14 protein-coding genes are annotated in these 13,976 nt (G+C 67.0%); 7 read left to right on the forward strand and 7 right to left on the reverse strand.

The genetic code is table 11. The features are described from left to right. Positions 1-39: 39 nt before the first annotated feature. Positions 40-2,052, reverse strand: coding sequence for an HNH endonuclease signature motif containing protein (locus tag NWF22_RS12255; RefSeq protein WP_160901953.1), 2,013 nt, complete (start codon positions 2,050-2,052; stop codon positions 40-42). A 615-nt stretch (positions 2,053-2,667) separates the two neighbouring features. Continuing rightward, positions 2,668-3,447, reverse strand: coding sequence for a sulfite exporter TauE/SafE family protein (locus tag NWF22_RS12260; protein WP_160901954.1), 780 nt, complete (start codon positions 3,445-3,447; stop codon positions 2,668-2,670). Positions 3,448-3,515: 68 nt separating this feature from the next. Between NWF22_RS12260 and NWF22_RS12265 the strand changes: the two genes are divergently transcribed. From NWF22_RS12265 to NWF22_RS12280, 4 genes are all read left to right on the forward strand, one after another. Then, complete coding sequence (locus tag NWF22_RS12265) at positions 3,516-3,938, forward strand: CoA-binding protein (RefSeq protein ID WP_160901955.1); 423 nt, start codon at positions 3,516-3,518, stop codon at positions 3,936-3,938. 15 nt (positions 3,939-3,953) lie between these two features. Continuing rightward, positions 3,954-4,745 (forward strand): hypothetical protein, encoded by a 792-nt coding sequence (locus NWF22_RS12270; protein ID WP_258321127.1) that lies wholly within the window; start codon positions 3,954-3,956, stop codon positions 4,743-4,745. A gap of 65 nt (positions 4,746-4,810) precedes the next feature. Continuing rightward, entirely contained in the window at positions 4,811-5,290 is a 480-nt protein-coding gene (locus NWF22_RS12275) for a hypothetical protein (protein ID WP_160901956.1), read from the forward strand. A gap of 139 nt (positions 5,291-5,429) precedes the next feature. Beyond that, complete coding sequence (locus NWF22_RS12280) at positions 5,430-6,785, forward strand: ClC family H(+)/Cl(-) exchange transporter (RefSeq protein WP_160902195.1); 1,356 nt, start codon at positions 5,430-5,432, stop codon at positions 6,783-6,785. Between the two features lie 9 nt (positions 6,786-6,794). Here NWF22_RS12280 and NWF22_RS12285 read toward each other — a convergent pair whose 3' ends face one another. The 3 genes from NWF22_RS12285 to NWF22_RS12295 form a co-directional block, all read right to left on the reverse strand. Beyond that, on the reverse strand, positions 6,795-7,322 hold the full coding sequence (locus tag NWF22_RS12285; protein ID WP_160901957.1) for a DUF1697 domain-containing protein: 528 nt from the start codon (positions 7,320-7,322) through the stop codon (positions 6,795-6,797). 316 nt (positions 7,323-7,638) lie between these two features. Next, entirely contained in the window at positions 7,639-8,901 is a 1,263-nt protein-coding gene (locus tag NWF22_RS12290) for a glycoside hydrolase family 183 protein (RefSeq protein ID WP_160901958.1), read from the reverse strand. A 135-nt stretch (positions 8,902-9,036) separates the two neighbouring features. Then, entirely contained in the window at positions 9,037-9,804 is a 768-nt protein-coding gene (locus tag NWF22_RS12295) for a methyltransferase domain-containing protein (protein WP_160901959.1), read from the reverse strand. Between the two features lie 150 nt (positions 9,805-9,954). On the opposite strand from NWF22_RS12295, the gene rnhA reads away from it, so the two are divergent. Both rnhA and NWF22_RS12305 read left to right on the forward strand, forming a co-directional pair. Beyond that, positions 9,955-10,416 (forward strand): ribonuclease HI, encoded by a 462-nt coding sequence (rnhA, locus tag NWF22_RS12300; RefSeq protein ID WP_160902196.1) that lies wholly within the window; start codon positions 9,955-9,957, stop codon positions 10,414-10,416. Further along, positions 10,413-11,330: an NAD(P)-dependent oxidoreductase gene (locus tag NWF22_RS12305; RefSeq protein ID WP_160901960.1), complete on the forward strand. Its 918-nt coding sequence runs from the start codon at positions 10,413-10,415 to the stop codon at positions 11,328-11,330. Before rnhA ends, NWF22_RS12305 begins: the two co-directional genes overlap by 4 nt. A 60-nt stretch (positions 11,331-11,390) precedes the next feature. Here NWF22_RS12305 and NWF22_RS12310 read toward each other — a convergent pair whose 3' ends face one another. Continuing rightward, positions 11,391-11,858 (reverse strand): DUF5994 family protein, encoded by a 468-nt coding sequence (locus NWF22_RS12310; RefSeq protein WP_160901961.1) that lies wholly within the window; start codon positions 11,856-11,858, stop codon positions 11,391-11,393. Continuing rightward, positions 11,855-12,919 (reverse strand): fatty acid desaturase family protein, encoded by a 1,065-nt coding sequence (locus NWF22_RS12315; protein WP_160901962.1) that lies wholly within the window; start codon positions 12,917-12,919, stop codon positions 11,855-11,857. Before NWF22_RS12315 ends, NWF22_RS12310 begins: the two co-directional genes overlap by 4 nt. A 252-nt stretch (positions 12,920-13,171) precedes the next feature. On the opposite strand from NWF22_RS12315, the gene NWF22_RS12320 reads away from it, so the two are divergent. Then, complete coding sequence (locus NWF22_RS12320) at positions 13,172-13,963, forward strand: SDR family oxidoreductase (protein WP_160901963.1); 792 nt, start codon at positions 13,172-13,174, stop codon at positions 13,961-13,963. Positions 13,964-13,976: the final 13 nt, after the last annotated feature.

The raw sequence follows: 13,976 nt of genomic DNA on the forward strand, positions 1-13,976 counted from the left end.
GGCTGAACCACCTGCCTACCCGCGCGGGCGGGGATGCCGTCAGCGTGGGTAGGTGACGATGACCTGCCCGGTGCGGGCGTTGCGCCAGGTGATGGTGCGGTCGGTGTGCATGGTGGGGAGCCACGGGCCGTCGTGTTTGCGGTCGTGGTCGGGTCGGCATAGGGGTGCGAGGTTGAAGGCCACGGTCCAGCCGCCGGCCAGCGGGTCGGCGTGGAGGAATTTGTGTAGGTGGTCGAGTTCGCACTCTTCAGACGGTCGGCCGCAGTAGGGGTAGCGGCAGCGTCGGTCGAGTTGGATGATTTCGGCGCGTAGTGCTGCTGAGGGTGCGTAGGTCAGTGCCCCGGGTGGTGGGGTGGCGTAGCCGCCGTGCCCGGTGGGGTCGATGGGTGGTGCCGGTGTGCGGTTGCCGAAGATGATCAGGCCGCTGGCGGTGCGGGTTTCGCTCGGTGGGGCGGTGATGGTGGTGGCGTGGGGTGCCAGGCGTGCGGCGTGGGCGGGGTCGATGGCGCCGTAGCCCATCAGGCGGGTGGGGTCGAGGCCGGTGGGGTCGTGCAGCAGGGTCAGGCCGGGGACGACGAGGCCTTTGTTGGTGTCGGAATCGGAGTCGGAATCGGTGTCGGTGTCCGGGTCGGTGTCGGCGGGGTTGTTGTCAGAGTCATCGGCTACCGCGGCGTCTGCTGTGTCCTCGGCGTGTTCGGCGTCTGTGGTGAGTTCGGCTGCTGGTGCCGCGGTGTTGTCGGTGTCCGCGTCGTCGGTGCTGTTCGCGTCGGGGTCGTGGGTCGGCTCTGCATCGGCCCCGTCGGTGTCGTGCTCGGCGCGAGGTGCGGTGATGAAGTCTCGTCGGGATTCCGCGGTGGGCTCGATGTCCTCAGCCTCGTCATCGTCATCGATTCCGGTGTCGGACTGTACGCCGTCAACCTCGATCGCGATGTCACGGTGATCGTCGAGGTCGGCGAGGGTGATCGGCTGTTCTTCGGCCGCGTCAGGTCCGCCCATTGCGGGTTCGTCGGCGGTGTCGACGGGTGCGTTGGAGTCGCCGGCCGTGCTGGTGTCGACCGACGAGTCGCGGACACTGCTGCCACCCGCACTCGGGGTGGTGGCCGATGCTGGGTTGCTGGTGCGGGTTTGCGTGGCCGGGCAGGTGTCGTCGCCGCAGTGGCAGCGCAACGTCGCGCCGGGAGCCTTGATGATCTCGGCGAATGCGGCGACGCGTTGGGCTTTGATGCTGCGGCCGTCGCGACGGCACACTCGCCGGCTGATCAACGCGCTGATCCGCTCGCGTAGGTGTACACCGTGTTCGGCGGGGATGCAGGCGTCGACGGTCATGTGCCCGAACGCTTCGGCACCGATTTTCACATCGCCGAATAGGTCGGCGATGTCGTCGTGGGCTTCGACGGCCCGGTCGGGGTCGAGGGTGATGATGATGGCGTCGAGATCGGCTTGCAGCGCGGTGTCGGTGGTCGGGCGGCTGGCCAGATCGAGCACCACATCGTCGAAATCCCACGGCTCATCGCCGGCAGGATCGGTCTCAGCCGCAGCATCACCGGCGTCATCGTCGGTGCCGGCATCGTCGGTGTGGTCGTCGAAGTCGAGGGTGAGGTCGTCGTCGGTGTCGGTGTTGTCGGTGAGTTCGGCCAGTCGGGCTCGCAGGTCGCCGGTGGGGCCGGTGGCGGCGCCGCGGATGGCCACGCCCAGGCGGTGGGGGCTCAGGTCACCGGCGCGGAAGGCGTCACGGATCTTGGGGTGTTCGTCGAGGAGTTCGTCGAGGTGGACCCATTCGCCGGCTTTGGTTCGGGCGATGCCCAGTTGCAGCGAGATTTCGCCTATGGCGGCTTTGTCGGCGGCGTTGCGGATTCGGTTCGGGACGTAGTCGTTGTATCCGGTGAGGCGCTCATTGTAGGTGGATTGACCGATCTGGCGGGCGATCTGCATGGCGATGGCCTGGGCTTGATTACTCAGCCGCAGGGCGTCGCGACCGTACTGGGCCAACTCGTCGAGGCTGCTGGTGGCCAGCAGGGCGTCGTCGGCGGCACGGTCGGTGAAGGTGAACACGACACGCTCCTTTCCGGCGACGACAGCGAGATCGGGATCGGGATCGGGTTGGTGGGGAATCGAACTGCTGTCAGAGTATCGGGTGGGTCCGACAGTTTCGGTGGGCTGCGGGTGGGGTGTGGATTGATTGGTCGTTGAGGTGTTGGGTTCAGGATATCGGTGGGGTGTGACAATTCCGTTCGGGGTGACATTGCCTGCGGGACAATGCTCGTGGACTGTCTGTCTCGGCTGGTGGTGGTCTCGATACGACCTCGGCTAGCGCCTCGGCCTACTCGACCACCAGGAGGGCTGGCGCCTCGGTCTACTCGACCACCAGAACGTTCGGCGGCGGGGATCAATTGGTGGGGAATCGAACTGCTACCAGAGTATCCGGTGGGTCCGACAGTTTCGGTGGGCTGCGGGTGGGGTGTGGATGAGTTGTTCGTTCGGTGTCGGGTTCAGGATATCGGTGGGGTGTGACAATTCCGTTCGGGGTGACATAGCCTGCGGGCCAATGCTCGTGGCCAGTTCGTCTCGGGTGGTGATGGTCTCGATACGACCTCGGCTAGCGCCTCGGCCTACTCGACCACCAGAAAGGCTGGCGCCTCGGTCTACTCGACCACCAGAAGGGCGCCGTCACCCGAGCAAACGCCAGAGACCGATCAGGCCGACCACCACGATGACGGCTCGCAGCGCGGCCGGCGACAGGCGTCGTCCGTAACGGGCGCCGATGACGCCGCCGAGCAGTGAACCAACGGCGATGACCGCGGCGGCGGCCCAATCGATCCGGTCGAAGGCGACGAGGGTGTAGACCACGCCCGCAACGACATTCACCACCAGGGACAGCAGGTTCTTGGCGGCATTCATGCGTTGCAGATGGTCGGGCACCACGATACCGAGCACTCCCATCAACATGATTCCCTGCGCGGCAGTGAAATACCCGCCGTATACGCCCACCGCGAAGGTGGCGATCACCATGAGGGCGATACGCGTTCTGCTCAATTTCGCGACATGGTGCCCCGGACCGACCGAACGTCGACCGACCCACTTCTGAATCCGTGGCTGGGCCACCACCAGGATCAGCGCCGCGATGAGGAGCACGGGGACGACCGATTCGAAGACGGTTTCGGGGAGGTGCAACAGCAGCCAGCAACCCAGGATCGCGCCGGTGAACGACGCAGGGATCTGCCAGCGCAATTGCGTCCACTGCCCGGCCAACTCCCGGCGGTACCCCCACGTCCCGGACACGCCACCGGCGACGAGACCGACCGCATTGGACATCGTCGCGGTCACCGGTGGAACGCCGAAGGCGACGAGCGTGGGGAAGGTGATGAGTGTCCCGCTGCCGACCACCGTGTTGATGGCGCCCGCGCCGACACCGGCGAGGAGTACAGCCAGCAATTCCCATGTCGTCACACATCGAGCCTGCCCCAGAGCGCCACGACCACCCTGGGCGGGTCGAGCAGCACCATTAAGCTCGAGGTATGAGCACAACAGATGAGGTAGTCGAACAGATCCTGAGTACGTACGACACCATCACCGTGGTGGGAGCCAGCGCCAACCCCGCGAAGGCTGCCAACGATGTCCCGGCCTATATGCAGCAGCATGGCTGGCGCATCATCCCGGTGAATCCGCACGCAGACGAGATCGTCGGGGAGAAGGTGTACCGCAGCCTCGCCGACATCCCCGAGCAGGTGGGTCTCGTCGACGTGTTCCGGCCGTCCCACGACGCCCCCGAGGTCGCGCGTCAGGCGGTCGCAGCCGGGGCGAGCGCGATCTGGCTGCAACTCGGCATCGCCTCCGCGGAGGCGCGAGCCATCGCCGAGGACGCCGGACTCCTCTACGTCGAAGACCGCTGCCTCATCATCGAACAGCGCCGCACCGGACTGGCCCCCACCAAGTCCTGACGTCGGGACCCGGTGGTGGACCTCGACCTTTCGAACGTGGCCGGTGGCAGTCACCTGCCGCTTTTTCTGTTGTTCCTCGCATTCTCGGTGACCTTTCTCGTCACCCGTGCGATCACCCGGCTGATCCGTGCCGGCCGCGGCCCGTTCCGCAACAATGTGCGCGGCGGCGTCCACATCCACCACGCGGTACCGGGACTCATCTTGACCGTCGTCGGCGCTTTCGGGTCGGTCGCCGCCGACGGCGCGTCGCCGGGCGCCGAGATCAGCGCCGTCGCCATCGGGATCGGGACGTCGCTGGTGCTCGACGAATTCGCGCTCATCCTGCACCTCGAGGACGTCTACTGGGCGCGCGAAGGGCAACTGTCGGTACAGGTGGTCTGCCTGACCGTGGCCGGACTCGGCATGGCCGTGCTGGGAATCAACCCATTGCGGGAGGCCGACACCGCCGACAGCGTTCGAGTGGGGCCGATGGTCTTGTCGATACCGTTGCTCCTGCACATCGTCTGTCTGCTGGCGTGTGTGGCCAAGGGCAAGTACTCGACCGCGGCGATCGGCGCGTTCATCCCGCCCGTTGCCTGGGTCGGCGCCATCCGGCTGGCGCGACCACGATCCCGGTGGGCGCAACGAAGGTACTCGCCGGAGAAGACGGCCCGGGCAGGGCGACGGGCCGAACACTTCGACTCCCGCTACGGCGCCTGGGGGTTGAACGTGGAGGACCTGGTCGCCGGCCGGCCTACCGGCCCCGCCGGAACCAGTCCGACAGACGGATTCGCCACCGGGACTCGCCGACAGCCCCCCGGGGGATAGGCTCGAAGAATGGCAGAGCTGATCAGAGCGGACGGGCTGATGACACCGAAGGCGAGGGGCTCGGCATGATCGCTTTTGTGGTCATCGCGATCACCGTCGTGATGGCACTGTTCATACTCGTCGGTGCGGCCTGGTTCGCCTGGGACTCCGACAAAAGGGTCAAGAAGTTCGCCCGGTCCACCGAGCTCGTCCCGGGTAAGCCGGGTCGGGCGCCGGAGTCATGGACGACGGCGACATCGCCGGAAGCTCTGCTGCATCGCCGAATTCGCTACGCCATCGCCGACGTGCACGCCAATCCGGCGATCCCGCACTACCCCGATCTCGTCGCCGCGCGAGACCGGCTCGACGACGCGGTATTCGACCTCGACGACAAACTGATCGCCGCCTCGGAGATCGCCGACGAAGAGGAGCAGAACGCGCGTCTGTCGTCGGCGGAATCGGCGGTGGTCGCACTCGAGGAGCTGCCCAAGAAGTTGTGGGAGGCGCCCGAGGACTCCCAGCTCGCGGATATGGAGAAGGTGACGACCGCTCTCGAGCGAGCATGACGGCGCCGGCGGGAGTACGGTCGTGACCGCGGACGACGACCAGACCCCGGACCCCGACATCCCCGACACCCCAGGCGAACGCGCCTCTGGTGAGTCGGTACGCAAGCGCGCGCGGGACGAGATCCTCGCCTACGAGCACATGATCGAAGACGAGATCGGCGGCGACGCCGGTGTCGACGACGCCATCCTCACCGGGCGCACCCTATGGGTCATCCTGTTGCTCGCCGCCGGTGCCGGTGCGGTCGCCGGGTTCCTGGGCGGCGCATTCCGGTGGACCCTCGAACGTGTCGACCACTGGCGTGCCGAACTCATCGAGTGGTCGCACACCCACCCCGGCTGGGGATGGCTGATCCCGGTCGCCATCGCCGGCGTGGCCGCAGCCGTGGCCGCCGGGATCGCGCGCAGGCAACCGCTCGCCGCGGGCAGCGGTATCCAGCACGTCGAAGCGGTCGATCGCGGCGAGGCCGATCCGCCGCCGCTGTCGGTGGTGCCGGCGCGTTTCGTCGGTGGTGTGCTGTCGATCGGCGCCGCGGGCATGGTGCTCGGCCGGGAGGGGCCCACGGTCCACATGGCCGCAGCCGTCGGCGCGGCCGCGGGCCGACTCGCGCGGTTGGCCGCCGACGAGATCCGGCTGTTGCAGACGGTGCTGTCCGGGACGGGCCTGGCGGTCGCCTTCAACGCCCCGATCAGCGCGGTGTTCTTCATCTTCGAAGAGGTCACCAAGAAATTCCGGCTCCGCGAGGGGATCGTCACGATGATCGCGGTCGCCATCGGCGTCGGTGTCAGCCGCCTGGTGCTCGGCGACGAACCCGACTTCCGCAACGTCGCCGCGGTGTCGTCGCCACCGCTGACCACCGTGCCCATCTTCGTGGTGTTCGGCCTGGCGGTGGGCCTGATGGGGGTGGTCTACAACCGCCTCATCCTCGCCTGCCTCGACCTCTTCGACATGATCACCCGGGTACCCGCAGTGGTGAAGGCGGGTGTGGTCGGCGCGCTCGTCGGGTCGCTGCTCATCGCGGACCCGACCATCAGCGGAGGCGGTGAGGCGCTGGCCGGACTCATCCTCACCGGACAGCAGTTCGCGCTGCCCGTGGTGATCCTCTACGTCGCGGTGCGATTCGTCGCCGGACCGATCTCGTACGCGGTCGGCACACCCGGCGGCATCTTCGCGCCCATTCTGGCGCTCGGTGCGCTGATCGGACTGGTCGCCGGCCGGATCACCCAGGTCATCGTGCCGGGCCTGAACGAGGATCTGACCATCGCCTTCGCCCTGGTGGGGATGGCCGCTCTGTTCGCGGCGATCGTACGCGCCGCGTTCACCGGTCTCGTCCTGGTCATCGAGATGACGGCGGTCACCTCGGTCACCATCCCCATGTTGGTGTCGGGCGCGATGGCCGTGGTGGTCGCATCCGCCCTGCGGTCCCCGCCGATCTACGACGCGCTGCGGGTGCGGATGCTGCACAAGAACGAGGACGCCGAACGTACACCGGGATAGGCGAGCCAGTCAGTCGGCAGCCAGCTCGATCAGCTTCCGGATGGTCTTCAGGTTGCGTCCGGTGCCCTGCACACCGAGGCCCTTGGCGATGACCGGGGCGGTCAGCTTGGAGACGCCGGCACCGTCGGCATAGCGGATGTGCAGGTCGGCACCGATGACCCGGAACTCGTCGGCGCCGAAATCGCGCTCGGCGAAGTCGGCCACCCTGCCCGGATCGGGCGTACCGGTCAGACAGTAGACGTAGGAGAACTTCGGGTTGACCACGTCGAACGGATGAACATCGAGTGCGTGCATCAAATCGTCACGGGACCGGCTGATCACCTCGCGGACATAGCCGAAGCGATCGGTGATGGCCTGCTCCAGCGCCCGGTCGAAATCGCCTGGCGCACCAGGTGGCTGGCAGAGCAGGTTGCCGGATGCGATGTAGGTGCTGACATCGGTGGCACCGAGTTCGGCGGCCATCGCACGGAGGTCGGCCATCGGCAGCTTCGCGCCACCCACATTGATCGCACGGATCAGCACCACACGAGCAGGCATCGCGCTCCTATCCGGTTCAGATGACGGTCGGTCGCGGTGGTGGGTCCGGCTCGGGTGGTCCCGGCTTGGGAATGGGCTCCGGTTCGGGCACGGGAATCGGTGGTTCCGGTGGCGGCTCCGGGATCGGTTCGGGTGCGGGAACGGGGTCCGGGGGTGGCTGCGGGGGTGGGACTGGCTGACCCATCATCACTCCTCACTGTCGGTGAAGCCGAATTGTCGTCGAAGCCGAGCGGTCCGGCGCGGATCGCTCCACACGCCCGACGCTACGCCGGTCCTCCGAACCCGGCCACGACGTCGGTGCCTGGGCGCTCCGGTCTCAACGGACCTTCGCCAGATCGGTGCGAATCAGCATGACGTTGTAGTCGTCCCACCGTGACGCGACGAAATAGAGGTGCTGTCCCTGCGAACGTGGGTGGATGTAGGGCGCGTACAAGCCCTTGGTCTGCGCAGCGGACACGACGACCTTCGCACCACTCCACGGGCCGACCGGCGAACGAGCGGTCCGCATCATGATGCTGCCCATCTGTTCGCTGAGCATCACGTATCGCTTCAGAAAGTTGTTGTACGCCACCGACATCTCGCTCATCGGCTGGCTCACGATGGGCGCGGCCGCGGCCGGGTCAGCCGACCACGCCCCGCCACCTCGGTAGTACTCATAGCGGCTCAGATCGAGGATGTCGGAGGGGCGGACGCGGGAGACGAAGGCGGCGCCGAACCGACCGTTGGGGGTGCCGTATTGATAGACGTAGTCACCCGAACGCACGAACGCGCCCATCTGGAAACGCCCGTGGCCGGCGGCGATCTGACGAACCCCGGGCACCGAGACGTCGACGTTCATCCGGATGGTGCGGTTGTCGGTGACCCAGGTCTGCCCGTTGTCGCGGGACACGGCGATCGCCGAATACCCGGTGGCCCAACGCCCCGGCGACAACCACCGCCGGATGGACATGTAACTCAGGTACTGCACCCCGTTGATCGCGATCCCGCCGGTCGGGATCTTGCCGACCTCGATGTTGCGGACGCCGAGCGCGTTGACCATGGGTTGCGCGAAGGTGGGACGTTGCGGTGTCACCGAGGCTCCCGAACGCACCGACCCGGGGATGGCGTTCGGGAATCTGATGCCCTTGTCCAGGTCGGCGTTGCCGTCGCTGCGCAGCATGGTGTTGTGGCGCCACACCATCTGGCCGGCACACCGGCCCCAGGTGTCGCCGAAGGCCATCAGCACCTGACCGGAGCCGTTGTCCCACGGCACTCCGACATCGGTGGCGGTGATCGAGAACCGTTGGTCGGTGCGATTGGGGCTGCGTGGCCCGGTCACCCATTCGATGGCGGTGCTGGCGCCGCGCAGCTTCACCAGGGGCCCCTGGGGCTTCTTGCCGTCTGCCCGGTAGCTGCCGAAGTCGGCACTGCCGAGTCCGATCTCACTGGATCCACTACTGCCGGTACTGCCGACATCGCCGCCGTGGAAACCGACGGCGCTGCAGATCGACGCGTGGGCGGGCGCCACCGGGCCGAGCGTGGTCCCGATGGCGACCGCGATGACGGATGCACCCGTGACGAGGGCACGTCGGCTGGACATGGGAGAACCCCCTGCAACCCGGTGACTGTGGTGTCAGTGTTGCAGAAGTCGTCCGAACTCCACAGATCATGGACCGAACCGAGACTCAGGCGTTATCCCGGCAAATCGGCGCGTCGAGGCGCTGACCGAGCGATGTCAGAACGGCGTGGCCACCGCGAAGGTTCGTCGGAACGGAAACACCGTGCCCATCGATTGCGGCGGGTAGGCCTCGCGTAGTCGCTGCTTGTATTCGGCCGTGAACGTCGTGCAGTCATCGTCACCGAGGGCGGTCAGATAGGGCCGGACAGTGCTGCCCGCGCTCCAGTCGTAGACGGGGTCGTCGCCGTGCAACACGTGCAGGTACGTGGTCGACCAGGTGTTGGCGGTGAAGCCACGCTCGGTGAAAAAGGCGAGGAAGTCGGCGGGGTCGAAACCGGGCATCCGGCGCACGTCGCGCAGCTGCTCGGCGAAACGTGGGTCGTCGGCGAGCTCGCGCAACTCCCGGTGCATCGGAGCTTCGTGATTGTCCGGCACCTGGACGGCGAAGACCCCGCCGTCGTTGAGATGGCCGAGCAGTCGCTCGACCACCGCCATCGGGTCGGGCAACCACTGGAACATCGCGTTGGACACGATGAGATCGACGGGCTGGTTGGGCTCCCAGGTGGTGACGTCGGCGATGTCGTAGTTGGCATGCGGGTCGGTGTTCTCGCGGAAGGCCTTTTCGATCATCCGCGGCGACGAGTCGATCCCGAGTATCTGGGAATCGGGCCACAGCGCGCGCAGGTGGCGCGTCAGGTGGCCGGGTCCGCACCCGAGATCGACGATGGTGGACGGTGCGGTCGGCACCTGTGCGATGAGGTCGAGGAAGGGGCGGGCACGAGCGTCGGCGAATTGCAGGTAACGGTCCGGATCCCAGGGCTGCATGCCTCAACCCTATGCGTCAGCACGCGTCGGTGGCAGGGGCTCGGCGCCGACGAAACTCCTCGGGACGGCCGGTCGGGCCTGTGCAGTACCCTTCGGTGAGTGACCGATGCCCTGTTCGACAGCCCCCCCGACGAACCGACCACCGACCTCCTGCCGACCGAACCGGCCGAGCCCCGCGACGTGGTCGAGATCTCCACCGACGGTGCGTGCCTGGGTAATCCGGGGCCGGGTGGATGGGGTGCGGTGCTGCGTCACCGGGGGCGCGAGAAGCGCCTGTCCGGCGGGGACCCGGCCACCACCAACAACAAGATGGAGCTGACCGGCGCCATCGAAGGACTCGCGGCACTGACCCGACCGTCGACCGTGATCATCTACACGGATTCGAGTTACGTGCGCAACGGCATCACCAAGTGGGTCGCCGGATGGCAGCGCAACGGCTGGAAGACCACCGACAAGAAGCCGGTGAAGAACGCCGACCTCTGGCGTCGACTCATCGAAGAGGAGAAGCGCCACGAGGTGACCTGGAAGTGGGTCAAGGGCCACTCCGGTGATCACTACAACGAGATCGCCGACGAACTGGCCACCTCGGCCGCCCGGGACGTGCGCCGATGAGTGCCACCGCGATCCCGGTGGCCGTGGAGCCGACCCGGGACGAACATCTGGTGGCGGCCGTCGAATCGGCCGGCGGCCGCGTGGTGGACCTGGCCGAGGCCCGGGTGCTGGTGTGGATCGGCGCCGTCGACGACTTCCCCGACCTCCACGACCGGATCGTGTGGGTGGCGCTGAAGACCGCAGGGATCGAGGAGTACGTGTCGGCGGGCGTCATCGACGATCGGCGGGTGTGGACCAACGCGTCGGGCTTCTACGCGGAGAACGTCGCCGAGCACGCACTCGGCCTGCTGCTGGCCGGTCTGCGCCAGATCAACACGGCGGTGCTGCGGCACTGGGACAAACAGCCCATCGACACCGCGGTCCGCTCGCTGCACGGGTCCACGGTCGCCATCATCGGTGCCGGCGGTATCGCGGCGTCGCTGATCCCGCGGCTGACGGCATGTGGTGCGCGTGCGATTGCCGTCAACCGTTCCGGCCGACCGGTCGAGGGTGCCGCGCTTACCGTGCCGTCCGCGCGTACCGACGAGGTGTGGGCGCAGACCGATCATGTGGTGCTCGCTGCGCCCGCCACCGCGGAGACTCGGCATCTGATCAACGCGAGCTCGCTGTCCGCGCTGCCCTCACATGCGTGGATCGTCAATGTGGCGCGCGGACCGCTGGTGGATCAGGCGGCGTTGCTCGATGCGTTGCGCAACGGCGAGATCGCGGGTGCTGCCCTCGACGTCACCGATCCGGAACCCCCGGCCGACGACGACCCGATGTGGTCGCTGCCCAACGTGATCATCACGCCGCACGTCGCGAATCCGGCATCCGGGCTGACGCGGGCGATGGCGCCGTGGATGGCCGAGAACCTGCGGCGGTATCAGGCGGGTGAGGAGCTGTTGGCGGTGGTGCGTCCGGGACGCGACTACTGAATACCTGGGCCGACACAACCATCGGACGGCCGATTCTCGTCGACTGAACCCTGCGGTTGATCAACGAGGCGTTGCGGTGGCATCCCGATGTTGTGCCGCGGCCCGCTCCAGGATTCGGCGGGCAGTCCGGTACACGGAACTGTGTTCTGGGAAAGTCTCGCCCTTTCGGGTCCCGGCTTGCCGTAGTAGCGCGGCTGCGAGCGCCGATGAGGTGCGCGCCGGAATGACCAGCAGGGTGACGGATGCTCGCTCGGCGGTGATGAACATCAACGGCAACTCGTCGGGGGCATTGTCGGAGTCCAGGCCGGGGTAGTGCGCCAGGCTGCGCCAGTTGACGCTGATCGAGGAGATCTTGCCGAGCCGGTCGTATCCGGCCGCCTGCAGGCCCGCGAGTTCATCGGAGATCTGCGTGGTGTAAGGCAGCCATGCCCCACCGATGGGGGAGCGGAGGTCGTATCCGAGACGCAGTCTGGTCGGCCCGAGCGCTGGAACCTGCCCTCCTTTGCGGTCGGGCGCCTTCTCGATCATCGGTACATCCGGACGAGCGGGCAGGTGAAGGGATCGCGTTCACCGAGTCCGGCCTGGTTGAGGTAGCGGATGACGATGCCGTACGAGGCGATGAGAGATGTCTCGGTGTATGGCACACCGTGCCGAATGCAATGCGCACGCACCAGTGGCTGCACTTTGGGCAGATGCGGTCGCGGCATGCTGGGGAACAGGTGATGCTCGATCTGGTAGTTGAGGCCGCCCATCATGAAATCGAGGAACCTGCCCCCGCGGATGTTGCGCGACATCAGCACCTGCCGGTGCAGGAAATCCACCTGCATGTTTCGCGGCACCAACGGCATCCCCTTGTGATTGGGCGCGAAAGAGCACCCGAGAAGTACACCGAACAGGGCCAGATGGGTGACGATGAAGGCAATGGCGATCGGTGGTGACATCACCGTCATCGGGACCACGACGCCGAACAGCAGTCGTGCGGTGATCAACCCGAGTTCCACCGAGCGGTGTGCGACCGGGGTCCTGCCCAGCAGTCCGCGGACGCTGTGTGCATGCAGGGCCACGCCCTCGAGGGTCACCAGCGGGAAGAACAACCATCCCTGTCGGCGGGTGAACCACCGGTAGAAGCCGGTTCGGTTCGTCGCATCCGCGGGAACGAAGGCGAGTGGGCCCGGCTCGATATCCGGATCGACGCCGATCTTGTTGGGCGCCTTGTGATGACGATTGTGTTTGGCGCGCCACCAATGCAATGACAATCCGGCGAAGCCGCCGGCGATGATCCGGGCCGTCCACTCGTTGGCCGGGGCCGAGGAGAACATCTGGCGATGTGCTCCGTCGTGCCCCAGGAATCCGAATTGCGTACTGACGACCGCCAGTACGACGGCGGGCAACAGTTGCCACCATGAGTCACCGATCGCGACCACTGCCACCCAGACGCCGACAAACGCCGCGACACACAATGCGACTCTGCGGACATAGAAACCACGCCGCCGATCGAGGAGCCCGGATTGTCGTACTTCGGCGATGAGCTCGGTGTAGGAGCTGACCACGTGGTTGCGGGGAAGAGTCGAGCCGTCCGTGTCCGCCATGGGGGTGCCTCGGTGTTTTCTGTGTAGGCCGGCGCCACGGAGGTCGGGTCCGAGAGGAGCGCCCTACGAGAGTCACGACCAGCTGGCAGCAATGCATCACGTCGGCGTCACCAGTGTGCCAGAGGACGCGGGTCACGGGGTGACCGCACCGATGGCCGACCCCGCCGGGAAACGATCGTGACTCCGGATCGCTTCGGTAGTAAGCGTAGAACGTGTTCTCATTCTGGCCCGATCGGTGGCATCCTCGAGGGCGTGATCCTGGACAGATTCCGTATTGATGACAGGGTGGCGATCGTGACGGGCGCCGGACGTGGTCTGGGGGCGGCCATCGCGGTCGGCTTCGCGGAGGCCGGCGCCGACGTGGTGATCTCATCTCGCAGCGAAGGAGAACTCGACAAGGTCGCCGCCCGTGTTCGCGAGGCCGGACGCCGCGCGCTGGTGGTGGCGGCCGATCTGGCCGACCCCGACGCCGCGGCCGGATTGGCGCAGGCCGCCGTCGACGAGTTCGGGCGCCTCGACATCGTCGTCAACAACGTCGGCGGCGCGATGCCTCGGCCGCTGCTCGACACCAAGCCCAAACACCTGACCCAGGCTTTCGACTTCAACGTCACCAACGCACACGCGTTGATTCTCGCGGCGGTCCCGCATCTGCTCGACAATGCCGACGGCGGGGCGATCATCAACATCACCTCGGCCGTCGGGCGGACCCCGGGTCGCGCCTACGCCGCCTATGGCACCGCGAAAGGTGCGCTGGCCCAGTACACCCGGCTCGTCGCGATGGACCTCAACCCGAGGATCCGGGTCAACGGCATCGCTCCCGGCGCGATCTTGACGTCGGCACTCGACGTGGTGGCCGACGACGAGAACATGCGCGCACAGATCGAGTCGGCGACACCGTTGCACCGGCTCGGCGATCCGGAGGACGTGGCGGCCGCCGCGCTGTTCCTCGCCTCGCCGGCCGGGTCGTACCTGACCGGCAAGATCCTCGAGGTCGACGGTGGCATCGTCATCCCGAACCTCGACCTCCCCATCCCGGATCTGTAGGTGACGTGCCGGT

Origin of the sequence: Gordonia mangrovi (genome assembly GCF_024734075.1) — a bacterium.
In the GTDB taxonomy this organism is placed as follows: Bacteria; Actinomycetota; Actinomycetes; order Mycobacteriales; family Mycobacteriaceae; genus Gordonia; species Gordonia mangrovi.

Coding starts and splice junctions, on each gene's coding strand:
- NWF22_RS12265 (WP_160901955.1), top strand. CDS start 3,516: ATGAGCACAACAGATGAGGTAGTCGAACAGATCCTGAGTACGTACGAC.
- NWF22_RS12275 (WP_160901956.1), top strand. CDS start 4,811: ATGATCGCTTTTGTGGTCATCGCGATCACCGTCGTGATGGCACTGTTC.
- NWF22_RS12280 (WP_160902195.1), top strand. CDS start 5,430: ATGATCGAAGACGAGATCGGCGGCGACGCCGGTGTCGACGACGCCATC.
- NWF22_RS12285 (WP_160901957.1), bottom strand. CDS start 7,322: ATGCCTGCTCGTGTGGTGCTGATCCGTGCGATCAATGTGGGTGGCGCG.
- NWF22_RS12290 (WP_160901958.1), bottom strand. CDS start 8,901: ATGTCCAGCCGACGTGCCCTCGTCACGGGTGCATCCGTCATCGCGGTC.
- NWF22_RS12295 (WP_160901959.1), bottom strand. CDS start 9,804: ATGCAGCCCTGGGATCCGGACCGTTACCTGCAATTCGCCGACGCTCGT.
- NWF22_RS12305 (WP_160901960.1), top strand. CDS start 10,413: ATGAGTGCCACCGCGATCCCGGTGGCCGTGGAGCCGACCCGGGACGAA.
- NWF22_RS12310 (WP_160901961.1), bottom strand. CDS start 11,858: ATGATCGAGAAGGCGCCCGACCGCAAAGGAGGGCAGGTTCCAGCGCTC.
- NWF22_RS12315 (WP_160901962.1), bottom strand. CDS start 12,919: ATGGCGGACACGGACGGCTCGACTCTTCCCCGCAACCACGTGGTCAGC.